The 13702-nt window shown below is 68.1% G+C and carries 11 protein-coding genes and 1 rRNA gene; 7 read left to right on the forward strand and 5 right to left on the reverse strand.

The genetic code is table 11. The annotated features are described in order from the left end of the window. The first annotated feature begins 192 nt into the window (after positions 1 to 192). A 5S ribosomal RNA gene (rrf, locus tag ACFVHY_RS07560) occupies positions 193 to 309 on the forward strand. A 67-nt stretch (positions 310 to 376) separates the two neighbouring features. Here the strand turns inward: rrf and ACFVHY_RS07565 are convergent. After that, entirely contained in the window at positions 377 to 1255 is an 879-nt protein-coding gene (locus ACFVHY_RS07565) for a universal stress protein (RefSeq protein WP_390270408.1), read from the reverse strand. Positions 1256 to 1345: 90 nt separating this feature from the next. Between ACFVHY_RS07565 and glsA the strand changes: the two genes are divergently transcribed. Together glsA and nucS are read left to right on the forward strand one after the other, a co-directional pair. After that, entirely contained in the window at positions 1346 to 2779 is a 1434-nt protein-coding gene (gene glsA, locus ACFVHY_RS07570) for a glutaminase A (protein ID WP_390270411.1), read from the forward strand. 46 nt (positions 2780 to 2825) lie between these two features. After that, positions 2826 to 3509, forward strand: a complete 684-nt coding sequence (gene nucS / locus ACFVHY_RS07575; RefSeq protein WP_390270414.1) for an endonuclease NucS — start codon at positions 2826 to 2828, stop codon at positions 3507 to 3509. Positions 3510 to 3725: 216 nt separating this feature from the next. Here nucS and ACFVHY_RS07580 read toward each other — a convergent pair whose 3' ends face one another. Together ACFVHY_RS07580 and mce are read right to left on the reverse strand one after the other, a co-directional pair. After that, positions 3726 to 4694, reverse strand: a complete 969-nt coding sequence (locus ACFVHY_RS07580; RefSeq protein ID WP_390270416.1) for a hypothetical protein — start codon at positions 4692 to 4694, stop codon at positions 3726 to 3728. Positions 4695 to 4846: 152 nt separating this feature from the next. After that, positions 4847 to 5317 (reverse strand): methylmalonyl-CoA epimerase, encoded by a 471-nt coding sequence (gene mce / locus ACFVHY_RS07585; protein WP_390270419.1) that lies wholly within the window; start codon positions 5315 to 5317, stop codon positions 4847 to 4849. Positions 5318 to 5401: 84 nt separating this feature from the next. Between mce and ACFVHY_RS07590 the strand changes: the two genes are divergently transcribed. From ACFVHY_RS07590 to ACFVHY_RS07605, 4 genes are all read left to right on the forward strand, one after another. Beyond that, on the forward strand, positions 5402 to 6604 hold the full coding sequence (locus ACFVHY_RS07590) for an acetyl-CoA C-acetyltransferase (protein WP_390270422.1): 1203 nt from the start codon (positions 5402 to 5404) through the stop codon (positions 6602 to 6604). A 62-nt stretch (positions 6605 to 6666) separates the two neighbouring features. Further along, positions 6667 to 7062, forward strand: a complete 396-nt coding sequence (locus ACFVHY_RS07595; RefSeq protein ID WP_311278288.1) for a DUF3817 domain-containing protein — start codon at positions 6667 to 6669, stop codon at positions 7060 to 7062. A 92-nt stretch (positions 7063 to 7154) separates the two neighbouring features. Beyond that, the gene (locus ACFVHY_RS07600) at positions 7155 to 8306 is read left to right on the forward strand and encodes an MFS transporter (RefSeq protein ID WP_390270426.1); all 1152 of its coding nucleotides are present in this window, start codon (positions 7155 to 7157) and stop codon (positions 8304 to 8306) included. 95 nt (positions 8307 to 8401) lie between these two features. Then, positions 8402 to 9358, forward strand: coding sequence for a tetratricopeptide repeat protein (locus tag ACFVHY_RS07605; RefSeq protein ID WP_390271472.1), 957 nt, complete (start codon positions 8402 to 8404; stop codon positions 9356 to 9358). Here ACFVHY_RS07605 and glgB read toward each other — a convergent pair. Together glgB and ACFVHY_RS07615 are read right to left on the reverse strand one after the other, a co-directional pair. Further along, on the reverse strand, positions 9352 to 11613 hold the full coding sequence (gene glgB, locus ACFVHY_RS07610; RefSeq protein ID WP_390270429.1) for a 1,4-alpha-glucan branching protein GlgB: 2262 nt from the start codon (positions 11611 to 11613) through the stop codon (positions 9352 to 9354). The two genes, ACFVHY_RS07605 and glgB, sit on opposite strands and share 7 nt — an antisense overlap. 7 nt (positions 11614 to 11620) lie before the next feature. Further along, positions 11621 to 13621 (reverse strand): maltotransferase domain-containing protein, encoded by a 2001-nt coding sequence (locus tag ACFVHY_RS07615; RefSeq protein WP_390270432.1) that lies wholly within the window; start codon positions 13619 to 13621, stop codon positions 11621 to 11623. Positions 13622 to 13702: the final 81 nt, after the last annotated feature.

A 13702-nucleotide genomic window follows, 5' to 3' on the forward strand; every position in this document is an offset into this window, starting at 1 on the left:
GGGGTTGATAGGCCAGAACTGTACGCACAGCAATGTGTTCAGGTGACTGGTACTAATCGGCCGAGGACTTACCAACAACACCCACAACATCACCACACACGGTTGTGGTTGGTGTTCGCATCCACTATGTACTTCTGAAACAACACACAACAAACAAATAAACACTGTTGTGTGACAGTTGTTTCACAAAGTTACGGCGGCTATAGCGGAGGGGAAACGCCCGGCCCCATTCCGAACCCGGAAGCTAAGCCCTCCAGCGCCAATGGTACTGCACCCTAATCAGTGTGGGAGAGTAGGACACCGCCGAACACAACATTCCATTGTGGCCCCTCGCGATTCGCGAGGGGCCACAATGCTTTTCCCGGTTGAGACCCGATCAGTCGGTGCCCTTCGGAACAACGATCATCGGAACCGACACCGCGCGAAGTATTTTCGCCGCGGTTGTGCCGAGGAACAGCGTGTTGGGCGCCGCCAGCCGGCTGGAGCCGACCATGACCACATCGCCGTCCTGCCAGTCCAGGGAGCCGACTGCCTCCTCGATGGTCGACCCCTGAGCGATCGCCGAGCTGACCGGAAAGTCCGGTGGCAGTTGTTCTCTGGCCGCCTCGAGACTGCGTCGCGCGTGTTCGCGAGCATGGTCGAGGGCCCGTTCTTCCGGCTCGGTGCGCCAGGGTTGGACGTCGTCGACGGCCACCAGCGAGATCAGCCGGATGGGCCGATGTGCACGCACACCGCTGCGCAACGCCGTCTGGAACAACAGCTGGGTGCCGGGCCGGCTGCCGATCGCGACCGAGATCTCTCGCACCTCGTCGGCGCCGAGGTGTGCGAACCCCGGTGGCGCCACCGCCACGGGGACCGGTGCGGAATGCAAGATGTCGTTGACGACGGTCCCGAGCGTATGCCGGCCACGAATGCCGCCGCCCGCGCCACCGATGACGAGCATGTCCGCCGACGTCCGCCGCGCCTGCACGATCAGGCCCTCCCCTGGGTTGGCGTGTTCGGCGATCGTCGTGGTGGTCTCGATGTCGTCGGGCAGTTTGGCGGCAGCGGCGTCGAGCCAGCGGCGGGCCGCGTTGTCCAGGGCGTCGGAGAGGCGTTCCACCGAGACCTGTTCGGACGGGTCGGCGCTGTCCGGCTCGGGTGGGATGACGATGCAGAGCTCGAGTTCGGCGTCGAAGGTCCGCGCGAGACACGCGCCGAGAGCGACCGCGTCGTCGCCTCCCGAGGTGGCGATGTATGCGACGAGCAGCTTCATCGGTACTCCCAGCGTCGGTGTCTCGGTCCCCGGTCATCGCCAGCCTAGTCATCTCCGACGGGGTGCCGGGGGACACGCTTAGATGGGGTCATGGACTCCCTCGTCGACGGTTACCTCAGCCACATCATGGACGAATGCCATTCGGACCGATCCGGTCATGTCGCCGACTACATCCCGGAACTGGCTGCCGTCGACCCCGAGGGTTACGGCCTGTCGATGTGCGTGCACGATGGCCACACCTACTCACATGGTGACTCCGCGACGGCGTTCACCATCCAGTCGGTCTCCAAGCCCCTCACCTATGCGATGGTCCTGAAGAAGCACGGCACGGCGGCGGTCGACGCGAAGATCGGCGTCGAGCCGTCCGGAGAGGCATTCAACGAGATCAGCGTGGACGAGCGCCGGCGCCCGAAGAATCCGATGATCAATGCGGGGGCCATCTTCGCCGCATCCATGCTGTTGCCGCCGACCCGGGACGTGGACGAGGCGGTGGTCGACGCCGCTTTCCGGGAGGTGCTCGAGTTCTACTCCGGATGTGCCGGACGGCGACTCACGATGGACGAGGAGGTCTATGCCTCCGAGGCCGCGACGGGTTCGCGCAACCGCGCGATCGCCTACATGCTCGACAGCTTCGGGGCTCTCGAGACCAGCCCGGACGCCGCTCTCGACCTCTACTACCGACAGTGCTCGATTCGGGTGACAACCGACGACCTGGCCGGGATCGGCGCGACGATCGCGAACGGCGGGATGAATCCCCGCACGGGTCGGACGGTCTTCTCCAACGAGACCGCGCAGCGATTGCTGAGTGTCATGACGACGTGCGGGATGTACGACGGCGCGGGGGACTGGGTCACCTCCGTCGGCCTGCCGGCCAAGAGCGGCGTCGGTGGCGGGATCCTCGCGGTGCTGCCGGGGCAACTCGGCATCGGCGTGTACTCGCCACGGCTCGACGGTCACGGCAACAGCGTCCGCGGCGTCGACGTGTGTCGGCATCTGTCCACCGACCTGGGTCTGCACATGTTCAACGTGACACGGGAGAGTCGGGTGACGATCCGGTCGGTCTACGACCTCGCCGACACCCCCGTCAGCGCGGAATGGGGCGAGCAGGAGCGCAGCTATCTGCGGACCTGTCGCGACCGGATCCGCGTGTACGAACTCCAGGGAGATCTGACCTTCGCCGGCGCCGAGAGCGTTCAGCGGCGACTGGAGGCCGACATCGACGCGTACTCCGTCGTCATCGTCGAGATCTCCCGCATCGGGGTGATCGACGCCGTCGCACGCACGATGGTGCTGAGCATCAAACGGCTGCTGGACGACAGCGGCCGGCGGGCCGCGCTCGTCGACCCGGACGGGGTCGTCCGCGCCAGCGTCGATCGGCACCGTGACGACGCGGCGGTGCCCGATCTCGATGCGCCGCCGGAACTCCGGGGATTCGACCCGGCGCTTCCCCACGTGCACTCGACGATGGACGACGCGGTCGTCGACGCCGAGACGTTTCTGCTGAAGCACTACTACGACGAGTGAGCGGGCCGCGCCGCCTGGTCCCGGGACACACCACTAGGGTGGGCACGTGCGTCTCGTCATCGCGGAGTGTCAGGTCGACTACGTCGGGCGGCTGACCGCCCATCTGCCCATGGCCCGGCGGTTGCTGCTGATCAAATCGGACGGATCGGTGAGCGTGCACGCCGACGACCGGGCCTACAAGCCGTTGAACTGGATGAGTCCGCCGTGCTGGCTCACCGAGGCGCAGGTTCCCGACGGTACGCAGGCGGAGGCGTACTGGGTCGTCACCAACAAGGCGGGCGAGGAACTCCGGATCACCATCGCGTCGATCGAGCACGACTCCCAGCACGACCTCGGCATCGACCCCGGCCTCGTCAAGGACGGCGTCGAGGCGCACCTGCAGGAGCTGCTCGCCGAGCATGTCGAGACGTTGGGTCCGGGTCACACGCTCATCCGCCGCGAGTACATGACCGCGATCGGGCCGGTGGACCTGCTGTGCCGGGACGCATCGGGTGCCACGGTGGCGGTCGAGATCAAACGGCGCGGGGAGATCGACGGCGTCGAGCAGCTCACCCGGTACCTCGAGCTGCTCAACCGCGACACCACACTCGCCCCGGTGGCGGGCGTCTTCGCCGCCCAGCAGATCAAGCCGCAGGCCCGCACCCTGGCCGAGAACCGCGGAATCCGTTGCGTGGTCCTCGATTACGACGAGCTTCGCGGCGCGGAGAGCACGGAGTTCCGGCTCTTCTAGGCCCACCCTGCGGAGCAAGCGGCGTGGCCCACCCCTGCTCCCTGAGGTGCGAGCGCAGCGAGCCACGAAAGGCCCTCGCAACTCCCTGAAAGCCAGGGTGTTGCGGGGATCGCTGGAACCCGCCTCGTCTTGCCAGGCCCTTCGTGGCTCGTCGCTTGCGCTCCTCGCACCTCAGGGAGCAGGGGCTGGGACCTGCGGTTGTGTGGTTCTTTCGGATCAGGCGTTGGAGCGGATCTCCGGCGACCGCGCCTCGGGCGAGAGCTTGCGGTTGAGGAGGTCGAGATCGTCGGCGTCGGACAGCACGGAGTACTCGGAGTCGTCGGGCTGGGCGAGCAGTTCCGGCAACTCGGCCAGCTCCTCGCGTAGCCGCCCGAGGTTGGCGGCGATGTCCTGACGCGTGCGATCAGCCGCCTGCGCGAGTTCGCGTGATCGATCGAGTCGTTCGGTCGCGATGTCGAGCGCGGTCTGACGGATGTGTGCCGCCTCGTCGAGTGCGCGTTCGCGCTGATCGGCGAGTTCGGCATCATGGCGTTCCCGCTCGGCCCGGCGTTCGGCGGCGCTGACCGCCTCGAGTTCGGCGACCTCGGCTTTCGCCTTCTCCACCACTCGGCGGGCCTCGTCCTTGGCGGCTTGCATGGTCTTGGTGTGTTCGGCCTCCATCGCGGCGGTGCGCTCGGCGATGAGGCGGGCGGACTCCGACTCGTTGGCGGCCGCGGTCTCCTTGACCTGCCGTGCCCGGGCGGCGGCCTCGTCGACCAGCTTCTTCGCGGCCGTGCGTGCCTCGCCCCGGACGCGCTCGGCGTCGGTCGCGGCCGACGACCGCATGTCGGCGGCCTCCTGGCGCGCGATGGACAGCGTCTCGGCGGCTTCGGCGGCCGCTTCGGCGCGCATCTCCGACGCTTCGTCGGACGCCAGCTGCAACATCCGCGACAGTCGCTCGCTCATCCCTTGCGCGGTGGTCGGCGGGACCGAGAGCTTGTCGACCTCCCGGCGCAGTTCGGCTATCTCGTCGCGCGCGTCCTCGAGATGCGCGGCGAGTTCGTGTGCGTTGGCGGTGGCGGCGTCACGATCGGCGGCGAGGACGCGCAGGTCGGCGTCGAGGCGCTGGAGGTGATCGGCGACCTGCTCACGGTCATAACCGCGCATCACGATCGCGAAGGGCAATTGCCGTGCGGGACCTGGCATGGCGGCCAGTGTATCGGAGAGAGTGCGGGATCTCCTCGACGTCGGCGACGCCGTGCGTGGAGGTGCCGAGTCGGCCGGTCCACGGATGGGAGCGGCCGGCTCGGCATGTCGAGTCAGCTTGCGGCGCAACGGTTTTCGGCCGTTGCGGCGGATCAGTGTGCGGTGGCGGCGGGTTCCACGAGTTCGAGCAGCACGCCGCCCGCGTCCTTGGGGTGGACGAAGTTGATGCGGGAGTCCGCGGTGCCCCGCTTCGCGGCGGGGTAGAGGACCCGGACGCCCGCTTCGGTGAGTCGTGCCGTGACCGCGTCGACGTCGGTCACCCGCACGGCGAGCTGCTGGAGCCCAGGACCGCTGCGGTCGATGAACTTGGCGATCGTCGACGACTCGTCGAGCGGGGCGAGCAACTGGATGACCGCACCGGTGCCGCCGGCCGGGCCGACCATGGCCTCCTCGACGCCCTGCTCGGAGTTCGTCTCCTGATGCAGCGTCTCGAACCCGAGGTGGGCGGCGTACCACTCCTTGGCGGCGTCGAGATCGGGGACGGCGATGCCGACGTGATCGATGGCGACGATCAGGTCGGAGATGAGTGCGGTGGCGCTGGGGTCCGTTGCTGAGGAAGACATGAGACAACGGTAGCGTTGAGGTGTTGAGCGCACAGAGCGGGCGCTCGGTTGGCCCCCATCCAGACACTTCCCGGAGGTTCCCCCATGACTTCGACTGCCGACACGACCACGGTCATCGTCGCCGGCGCACGCACCCCCTTCGGCCGCCTGCTGGGCTCGCTGAAGGACTTCAGCGGGGTCGATCTCGGCGCGGTCGCCATCAAGGGCGCACTCGAGCGGGCCGGCGTTCCGGCATCCGAGGTCGAGTACGTGATCATGGGCCAGGTGCTCACCGCGGGGGCCGGTCAGATGCCCGCCCGCCAGGCCGCGATCAAGGCCGGTATCGGCTGGGACGTCCCGACCCTGACCATCAACAAGATGTGCCTGTCGGGCATCGACGCGATCGCGCTGGCCGATCAGCTCATCCGGGCCGGCGAGTTCGACGTCGTCGTCGCCGGCGGCCAGGAGTCGATGACCCAGGCGCCGCATCTCCTGCCCAACAGCCGCGGCGGCTTCAAGTACGGCAACACCGAACTCGTCGACCACATGGCGTTCGACGGGCTCTTCGACGCCTTCACCGATCAGCCGATGGGGGCGCTGACCGAGCAGGGCAACGACGCCGACGGGTTCACCCGTGAGCAGCAGGACGAGTTCGCGGCACGCAGCCACCGGCTCGCCGCAGCCGCGTGGAAGAACGGCGTCTTCGACGACGAGGTCGTGCCGGTGTCCATCCCGCAGCGCAAGGGTGACCCGATCGAATTCGCCGAGGACGAGGGGATCCGCGCCAACACCACCGTGGAGTCCCTGTCCGGGCTGCGGCCGGCCTTCCGCAAGGACGGCACGATCACCGCGGGCAACTCGTCGCAGATCTCCGACGGCGCGGCAGCCGTCGTGGTGATGAGCAAGGCCAAGGCCGAGGAACTGGGCGTCACGTGGCTGGCCGAGATCGGCGCCCACGGCGTCGTCGCCGGCCCGGACTCCAGCCTGCAGGCGCAGCCGGCCAAGGCGATCGTCAAGGCCTGTGACCGCGAGGGCATCGCACCCGCGGACCTGGACCTCATCGAGATCAACGAGGCCTTCGCGGCGGTCGGGCTGTCCTCGACCAAGCAGCTCGGCGTCGATCCCGAGATCGTCAATGTCAATGGTGGTGCGATCGCCGTCGGACATCCGATCGGGACCTCCGGGGCGCGCGTCGCGCTGCATGTCGCGCTCGAGCTGAAGCGACGGGGCGGTGGCGTCGGTGCAGCCGCGCTCTGTGGAGCCGGCGGCCAGGGTGACGCGCTGATCATCCGGGTTCCGAAGTCCTGAACGAACGAGATGTCTACGACATCTTGTAGTAGTTTGCTGTCCGATTCGGCACAATGAGGGCCATGCTGTCATTCTTCGACCTGACCACTCCCGCCAAGCGCTTCCGGTTCGTCGCCGTCGCCGAGGCGATCACCTGGGCGGTCCTGCTGGTCGCCATGGTCGTCAAGCGGGTCAACGACGACGACGAGGCCATCGCCAAGCCGGGCATGATCCACGGGATCGTCTTCGTGATCTTCGTGGTCGTCGCCCTGATCACGGCGATCCAGCTCAAGTGGAACGCGGTGAAGTGGGAGCTGCCGGTGGGTTCGCGGCGGATCGGAATCCCGATCGTCACCCTGCTGGCGCTGGTCTCGAGCCTCCCGCCGTTCGGCACGATCGTGTTCGAGTGGTGGGCGCGCCGTAACGGCCATCTCGCCGAACTGTCCACCGACCGCGCGCCCAGGCAGGCCACGGCCTGACCGCCCCGATCCCGCCTTCGATCGCCCCGACGCTCCGGCGCTCCCGCCGCAGCGTCGGGGCGATCTTCGCGCTCAACGGGTTTCTCGCCGCGATGTGGGTGGCCCACATCCCGGTCATCAGTGCCCACACCGGAGTCGATCACGACCAACTCGGCGGACTGTTGCTGTTGCTCGGCGCGTCGGCGTTCGTCGGAATGCAGGTCTGCGGCCGTCTGATCGACCGTCGGGGGTCCCGCCCGGTGACGATCGGTGCCGCGCTGCTGCTGTCGGCGGTCATCGTCGCCCCGGTGCTCGCCGCCGACGCCCTGACGCTCGCCGCCGCGCTCGTCGCCTTCGGATTCGCCAACGGTTGCCTGGATGTGTCGATGAACGCGCAGGCGGTCGTGGTCGAACGGGCCTACGGCCGACCGATCATGTCGTCGTTCCACGGGTTCTTCTCGGCGGGCAGTCTCGTGGGTTCGGGAGTGGTCGCGGCAACCCTGTGGGCCGACGTCGGTGTCGTCCTCACCGTGGCCTGCGCCGCGGTGGCCGGCATCGGCGTCGTGGCGTGGAACGCGCGCGGTCTGGCCGGTCGCGAGGTGGGGGCCGACGATGCGAGTGCACGCGGTGCAGACGCCGACGGCCCCGCGTCCGGGAAGTGGTGGCACACCGTGGACCGGCGCCGCCTGGTGCTGCTGGCGGTGGTCGCGTTCGCACTCATGCTCGCCGAGGGCACCGCCTACGACTGGAGTGCACTGCATGTGGTCGAGACCTTCGGTTCCGCCGAAGCCGTCGGCGCCATCGCGTTCGGCGCATTCAGCGCGACGATGACCGTCGCGCGATTCGTCATCGATCCGGTCGTCGGGTCGGTGGGGCCGGTGGCGGTAGTCCGCTACGGCGGCCTGCTCGGCACCGCCGGAATCCTGATCGCGGTGCTCTCGCCCGTACCCGCGCTCGCCATCGTGGGATGGGGCGTGTTCGGACTGGGTCTGGCGGGGCTGATCCCGCAGATCTTCACCGCGGCGGGCAATCTGTCGGGGGAGTCGAGCGGCCGGACGATCTCCGCCGTCGTCGGATGCGGCTATCTCGGCATGCTCGCCGGTCCCGCGGTCGTCGGCTTCATCAGCAGCCGGACCTCGCTGAACACCGGGTTGCTCGCGGCCGTGGCGGCACTCGTCCTCGCCGTCGTGCTCGCGCCGGTCGTTCGCCCGGACCGCACGCGCACCGCCGCACCGGACGGAACGCGTTCGCCCGACGTCATCTGATTCCGCGTGGGCGGTCGTGACACACTGGAGGGGTGACGCGACCAACCAATCGTCAGCAGGCCGCCGCCGCGGCCCGACAGCAGGCGGCAGCAGCCATGGCCATGTCCGGCGCGGTGGATCTCGGCGGACTCAAGGAGCGGGCCGAAGCCGAACGCGCACAAGCGCAACGGGCCCAGTCGCAGGCCGCAGCACGACCTGCCGCGCCCGGTGAGCCGCCCGCCCAGGGCGGGCAGTCGCCGGCCGCCGGTGCGGGAACCGCGGCGGCCGCGGTCCTCGACGTCACCGAGGAGACGTTCGAGGCCGAGGTGCTCAACCGGTCGATGCAGCAACTCGTGGTCATCGACCTGTGGGCGGAATGGTGCGGGCCGTGTAAGCAGTTGTCGCCGGTCCTCGAACGCCTCGCCGCGCAGTCGGGCGGGCGCTGGGTGCTGGCGAAGGTCGACGTCGACGCCAATCCCCGTATCGCACAGGCGTTCCGGGTGCAGTCGATCCCCATGGTCGTCGCGATCGTGCAGGGACAGCCGGTGACCGCCTTCAACGGGGTGCGCTCCGAAGCCGAGATCACCCAGTGGATCGACGACATCTTCGCCCAGATCGGCGACATCCTCCCGGGCGTTCCCGACGGGCCCGCACCCGAGCCGGAGCCCGAGGACCCGAGGCTGGTCGCCGCCGAGACGAAGCTGAACGACGGCGACTTCGACGGTGCACTCGCCGACTACCGGGCGATCGCCGAGGCCGAGCCCGAGAACCTCGAAGCGGTGTCCGCCGCGCGGAACCTCGAGTTCATCCTGCGGGCGCAGGCGCACGATCCCGCCATCGTGGAGACGGCGTCCCCCCGTGACGTCGACGCGCAGCTCGCGGCCGCGGACGTCCTGCTGCTCAACCAGCAGCCCGAAGCCGCGTTCGACCGCATCATCGACGTCGTGCGCGTGACCGCGGGGGAGGAGCGCACCCGGGCGCGCACCCGGTTGCTCGAGCTGTTCGAACTCTTCGATCCGGCCGAGCAGTTCGTCGTGAGCGCCCGGCGCAAGCTCGCCAGCGCCCTCTACTGACGGGCGGAGGCCACTGCCGCGGGAGTCTGAGTGGTGTCCCGCGGCACCAGCCAGATCGCCGAGTTGGCGGGCAGCATCACGCGCGCGGAGACAGGACGTCCGTGGTACGACGGCCCGTCCGCCGAGACCGACCCCATGTTGCCCCGCCCGGCACCGCTGTAGGCGTCGGCATCGGTGTTGAGGATCTCGTCCCAGACACCGGCCGAGGGCAACCCGACCTGATAGTCGGCGCGGTCGGAGCCGCTCAGGTTGAACAGGCACGCGACGACCGATCCGTCGGTGCCGTACCGGAGGAAACTGATCACGTTGTTGGCGGTGTCGTTGGCGTCGATCCACTCGTAACCCAGTGGATCGATGTCCTGGGTGTACAGCGCCGGTCGGGACCGATAGATCCGGTTCAGGTCCGTGACGAGCGCCGAGATGCCGGAGTGCAGTTCGCCCTCCCAGCCCTCCAGCTGATGCCAGTCCAGGCTCCGGTTGTCGGCCCATTCGCCGGTCTGCCCGAACTCCTGTCCCATGAACAGCAGCTGCTTGCCGGGGTGGGACCACATGTAGGCGAGGTAGACGCGTACTCCAGCGGCCTTGGCGAACGAATCGCCCGGCATCCGCGTCCACAGGGTGCCCTTGCCGTGCACGACCTCGTCGTGGGAGAGCGGCAGCACGAAGTTCTCGCTCCACGCGTACACCAGCGAGAAGGTGATCTCGTGGTGGTGGAAGCTGCGGTGGATCTGATCGCGCGACAGATAGTCGAGGGTGTCGTGCATCCAGCCCATGTTCCACTTGAAGCTGAACCCCAGCCCGCCGAGATCGGTCATGCGGGTCACGCCCGGCCACGCGGTCGACTCCTCGGCGACCGTGATCACACCCGGAAAATGTTTGTGCACAGTGGCATTGGTCTCCTGGAGGAACTGGACCGCCTCCAGGTTCTCGCGCCCGCCGTGCACATTGGGGCGCCATTGCCCGGCCGGTCGTGAGTAGTCCAGGTAGAGCATCGAGGCCACCGCGTCGACGCGGAGACCGTCGATGTGGAACTCACTGAACCAGAACAGGGCGTTCGCGACGAGGAAGTTGCGGACCTCGTGCCGGCCGAAGTCGAAGACGTAGGTGCCCCAGTCGAGTTGCTCGCCGCGCATCGGATCGGCGTGCTCGTACAGCGGGGTGCCGTCGAATCGGGCCAGCGCCCAGTCGTCCTTGGGGAAGTGGGCCGGCACCCAGTCGACGATCACGGCGATGTCCCGGGAGTGGAGGTGGTCGACGAGGTAGCGGAAGTCGTCGGGCGTTCCGAAGCGTGCCGTCGGCGCGTAGTACGACGTGACCTGGTAACCCCAGGAGCCGCCGAACGGGTGCTCGGCGACGGGCAGGAACTCTACGTGGGTGAAGCCCTTCTCGACGGCGTAATCGGCCAGCTCGTGCGCGAGTTCGCGGTAGCCGAGGCCTTGACGCCAGGAGGCGAGGTGGACCTCGTAGACGCTCATCGGCTCACGTTCGGGCGCGGACCGTTCCCGGCGCGCGATCCACGCGTCGTCGGTCCAGACGTGTTCGGACACGGTGACCCGGGACGCGGTTGCCGGGGGCGTGCTGGTGCGGAAGGCCATGGGGTCGGCCTTGTCGCGGATGATGCCGTCGGCGCCATGGACGCGGAACTTGTAGTGGGTCCCGTCGCCGACGTCGGGGATGAAGACCTCCCATACGCCGCTGACCCCGACCTTGCGCATCGGCGCAACGCGCCCGGTCCAGTCGTCGAAGTCGCCGATCACGGTGACACCGTGGGCATTCGGCGCCCACACGGAGAAGGCGGTGCCGTACACGTCGCCATCGGTGGTCGTGTACGACGTCACCCGCGCACCGAGGGCGTTCCACAGTTCCTCGTGGCGGCCCTCGCTGAACAGATGGATGTCGACGTCGCCGAGGCTCGGCAGGAACCGGTAACCGTCGGCCACGACGAATTCCGACGTGCCGCCGGTGGAATCGGGGTAGACGACGCGGTACCGGTAGTCCATCAGGTCGGCCATCGGCACGGTGACCACCCACAGGTCGTCGGTCTGGCGGGTCATCGGATGATCGACTCCGCCGATGACCGCCGACACCGAGATCGCGTTCGGGCGCAGGGTGCGCAGGATCGTCGCGCCGCCGGGCGCGTCGTGGGCGCCGAGGAAGGCGTGTGGATCGGGATGGGTCTGCGCCGCGAGCCGACGCAGGTCGTGGTCGGTCGCGTAGGGGTCGGGCAGGTCTGGCGGATCGGTGCGATCGGTCACTGATACCTCACTGGATCCGATAGGCGAGCTGTTGTGCGGCAACAGGTTCGAGGGGCGGCAAGGCGAGGATGTGCGCCACCGCCCGCCATGGCTCGAGCCGGACGTAGTTGTCCTGGCCCCACCAGTACTCCTCGCCGGAGACCTCGTCGCGGACGGGGAAGCGGTCGTACCACTCGAAGCCGAGCTTCGGCAGGTCGAGCCAGACCGTGGAGTCCTCGGCGCCGAACGGGTTCAGGTTGATCACCACGATGACGCGGTCACCCGACACCGGGTCGATCTTCGAGTAGGCGATCAGCGATGGGTTGTCGACATGGTGGAAATGGATGTTGCGCAGCTGCTGCAGTGCGGGGTGCCGGCGCCGGATCTCGTTCAGCGAGGTGATCCACGGCTCGAGCGACTCGCCGCGGCTCGCCGCCGCCTTGTAGTCACGGGGCCGCAGCTCGTACTTCTCCGAGTTGAGGTACTCCTCGCTGCCCTCGGTCACGGCGACGTGCTCGTACAGCTCGTACCCGCTGTAGACACCCCATGTCGGGGCCAGGGTCGCGGCGAGCGCGGCGCGCAGTGCGAACATGCCCGGACCGCCGTGTTGAAGACTCTCGTGCAGGATGTCGGGGGTGTTGACGAAGAGGTTGGGGCGGGCCTCGTCGGCGTGGTCGGCGATCTCCCGGCCGAACTGCTCGAGTTCCCACTTCAGCGTCTTCCAGGTGAAGTAGGTGTAGCTCTGGCTGAAGCCGAGCCGGGCGAGGCCGTAGAGCCGCGCCGGCCGGGTGAAGGACTCGGAGAGGAAGAGCACGTCGGGGTGCCGCTTCTTCACCTCACTGATCAGCCACTCCCAGAAATTCGGCGGCTTGGTGTGCGGATTGTCGACGCGGAAGATGTCGACTCCGAGCCCGACCCAGTGCAGGACGACCTTGAGGACCGCACGGTAGATGCCGTTGCGGTCGTTGTCGAAGTTCAGCGGGTAGATGTCCTGGTACTTCTTCGGCGGGTTCTCCGCGAAGGCGATGGTGCCGTCGGGCTGGGTGGTGAACCACTCCGGATGCTCGAGCGCCCACGGATGATCCGGTGCGCACTGCAAGGCCAGATCGAGCGCGACCTCGAGGCCGAGTTCGCGAGCCCGGCCGACGAAGTACTCGAAGTCCTCCTCGGTGCCGAGGAGGGGATGGATGGCGTCGTGCCCGCCGTCGGATGATCCGATGGCCCACGGCGAACCGACATCCTCGGGTCCCGCGACGAGGGTGTTGTTGGGGCCCTTGCGGTTGATCTCGCCGATCGGGTGGATCGGCGGCAGGTAGACGACGTCGAAGCCCATGTCCGCGACGCGCGGCAGATCCTGGGCGGCGGTGAGGAACGTGCCGTGGACGGGATTGCCCTCACCGTCCCAGCCGCCGGTCGAGCGCGGGAACAGTTCGTACCACGAGCCGAACAGTGCGCGCTTGCGATCGACCCACACCCGGTAGGTACGACTCTTGGTGACGAGCTCCCGGACGGGATGGGCGGTCAGCAGTTCGACGACCTCGTCGGAGATCGCGAGACCCACCCGGTTCTCGACACGGCGACGACGTGCGCGGAGCTGGCGCGCGGCGTCGAGCAGGAGTTCTCGGTCGTCACCGGCGACCAGGTCGGCTGCGGTGTCCAGTACCCGCGCGCCGGTCTCGATGTCGTTGGCGAGGTCGGCGGCGCCCTGCCCGGCGTCGAGCTTCTTCAGAACGGCCGAACGCCACGTGGCGTAGGGGTCGCTCCATGCCTCGATCCGGTACGACCAGAATCCGACGGCGTCGGGGACGAAGGCTGCGTTGAAGGTGTCCGGTTCCGGCGCGGGAACCATCCGGACGTCGAACGGCCCGCGTCGCGGAGCCTCGACGTGCAGTGTGACGCCGAGCGCGTCGTGTCCTTCGCGCCAGGCCGTGGTACTGACCGGGAAGTATTCTCCCACAACGGCTTTGGCAGGTTGCTGGCCCGCTGACACAAGGGGTGCGATGTCGTCGATACCCATGCGCCCGATCACGTGGAGCCTCCTGTCGTCAGCTCCCGTGAGTAGCCGGGGTGCGCTGTCGGTCTCGCCTTCGTTGGTATCACCGGTACCCAA

It is taken from the genome of Gordonia sp. NPDC127522 (genome assembly GCF_042672305.1).
Lineage (GTDB): Bacteria > Actinomycetota > Actinomycetes > Mycobacteriales > Mycobacteriaceae > Gordonia > Gordonia hongkongensis.

Excerpts from the sequence above, each read along its gene's own strand:
- ACFVHY_RS07565 (WP_390270408.1), bottom strand. The coding sequence starts at position 1,255 with ATGAAGCTGCTCGTCGCATACATCGCCACCTCGGGAGGCGACGACGCG.
- glsA (WP_390270411.1), top strand. The coding sequence starts at position 1,346 with ATGGACTCCCTCGTCGACGGTTACCTCAGCCACATCATGGACGAATGC.
- ACFVHY_RS07580 (WP_390270416.1), bottom strand. The coding sequence starts at position 4,694 with ATGCCAGGTCCCGCACGGCAATTGCCCTTCGCGATCGTGATGCGCGGT.
- mce (WP_390270419.1), bottom strand. The coding sequence starts at position 5,317 with ATGTCTTCCTCAGCAACGGACCCCAGCGCCACCGCACTCATCTCCGAC.
- ACFVHY_RS07590 (WP_390270422.1), top strand. The coding sequence starts at position 5,402 with ATGACTTCGACTGCCGACACGACCACGGTCATCGTCGCCGGCGCACGC.
- ACFVHY_RS07595 (WP_311278288.1), top strand. The coding sequence starts at position 6,667 with ATGCTGTCATTCTTCGACCTGACCACTCCCGCCAAGCGCTTCCGGTTC.
- ACFVHY_RS07600 (WP_390270426.1), top strand. The coding sequence starts at position 7,155 with ATGTGGGTGGCCCACATCCCGGTCATCAGTGCCCACACCGGAGTCGAT.
- ACFVHY_RS07605 (WP_390271472.1), top strand. The coding sequence starts at position 8,402 with ATGGCCATGTCCGGCGCGGTGGATCTCGGCGGACTCAAGGAGCGGGCC.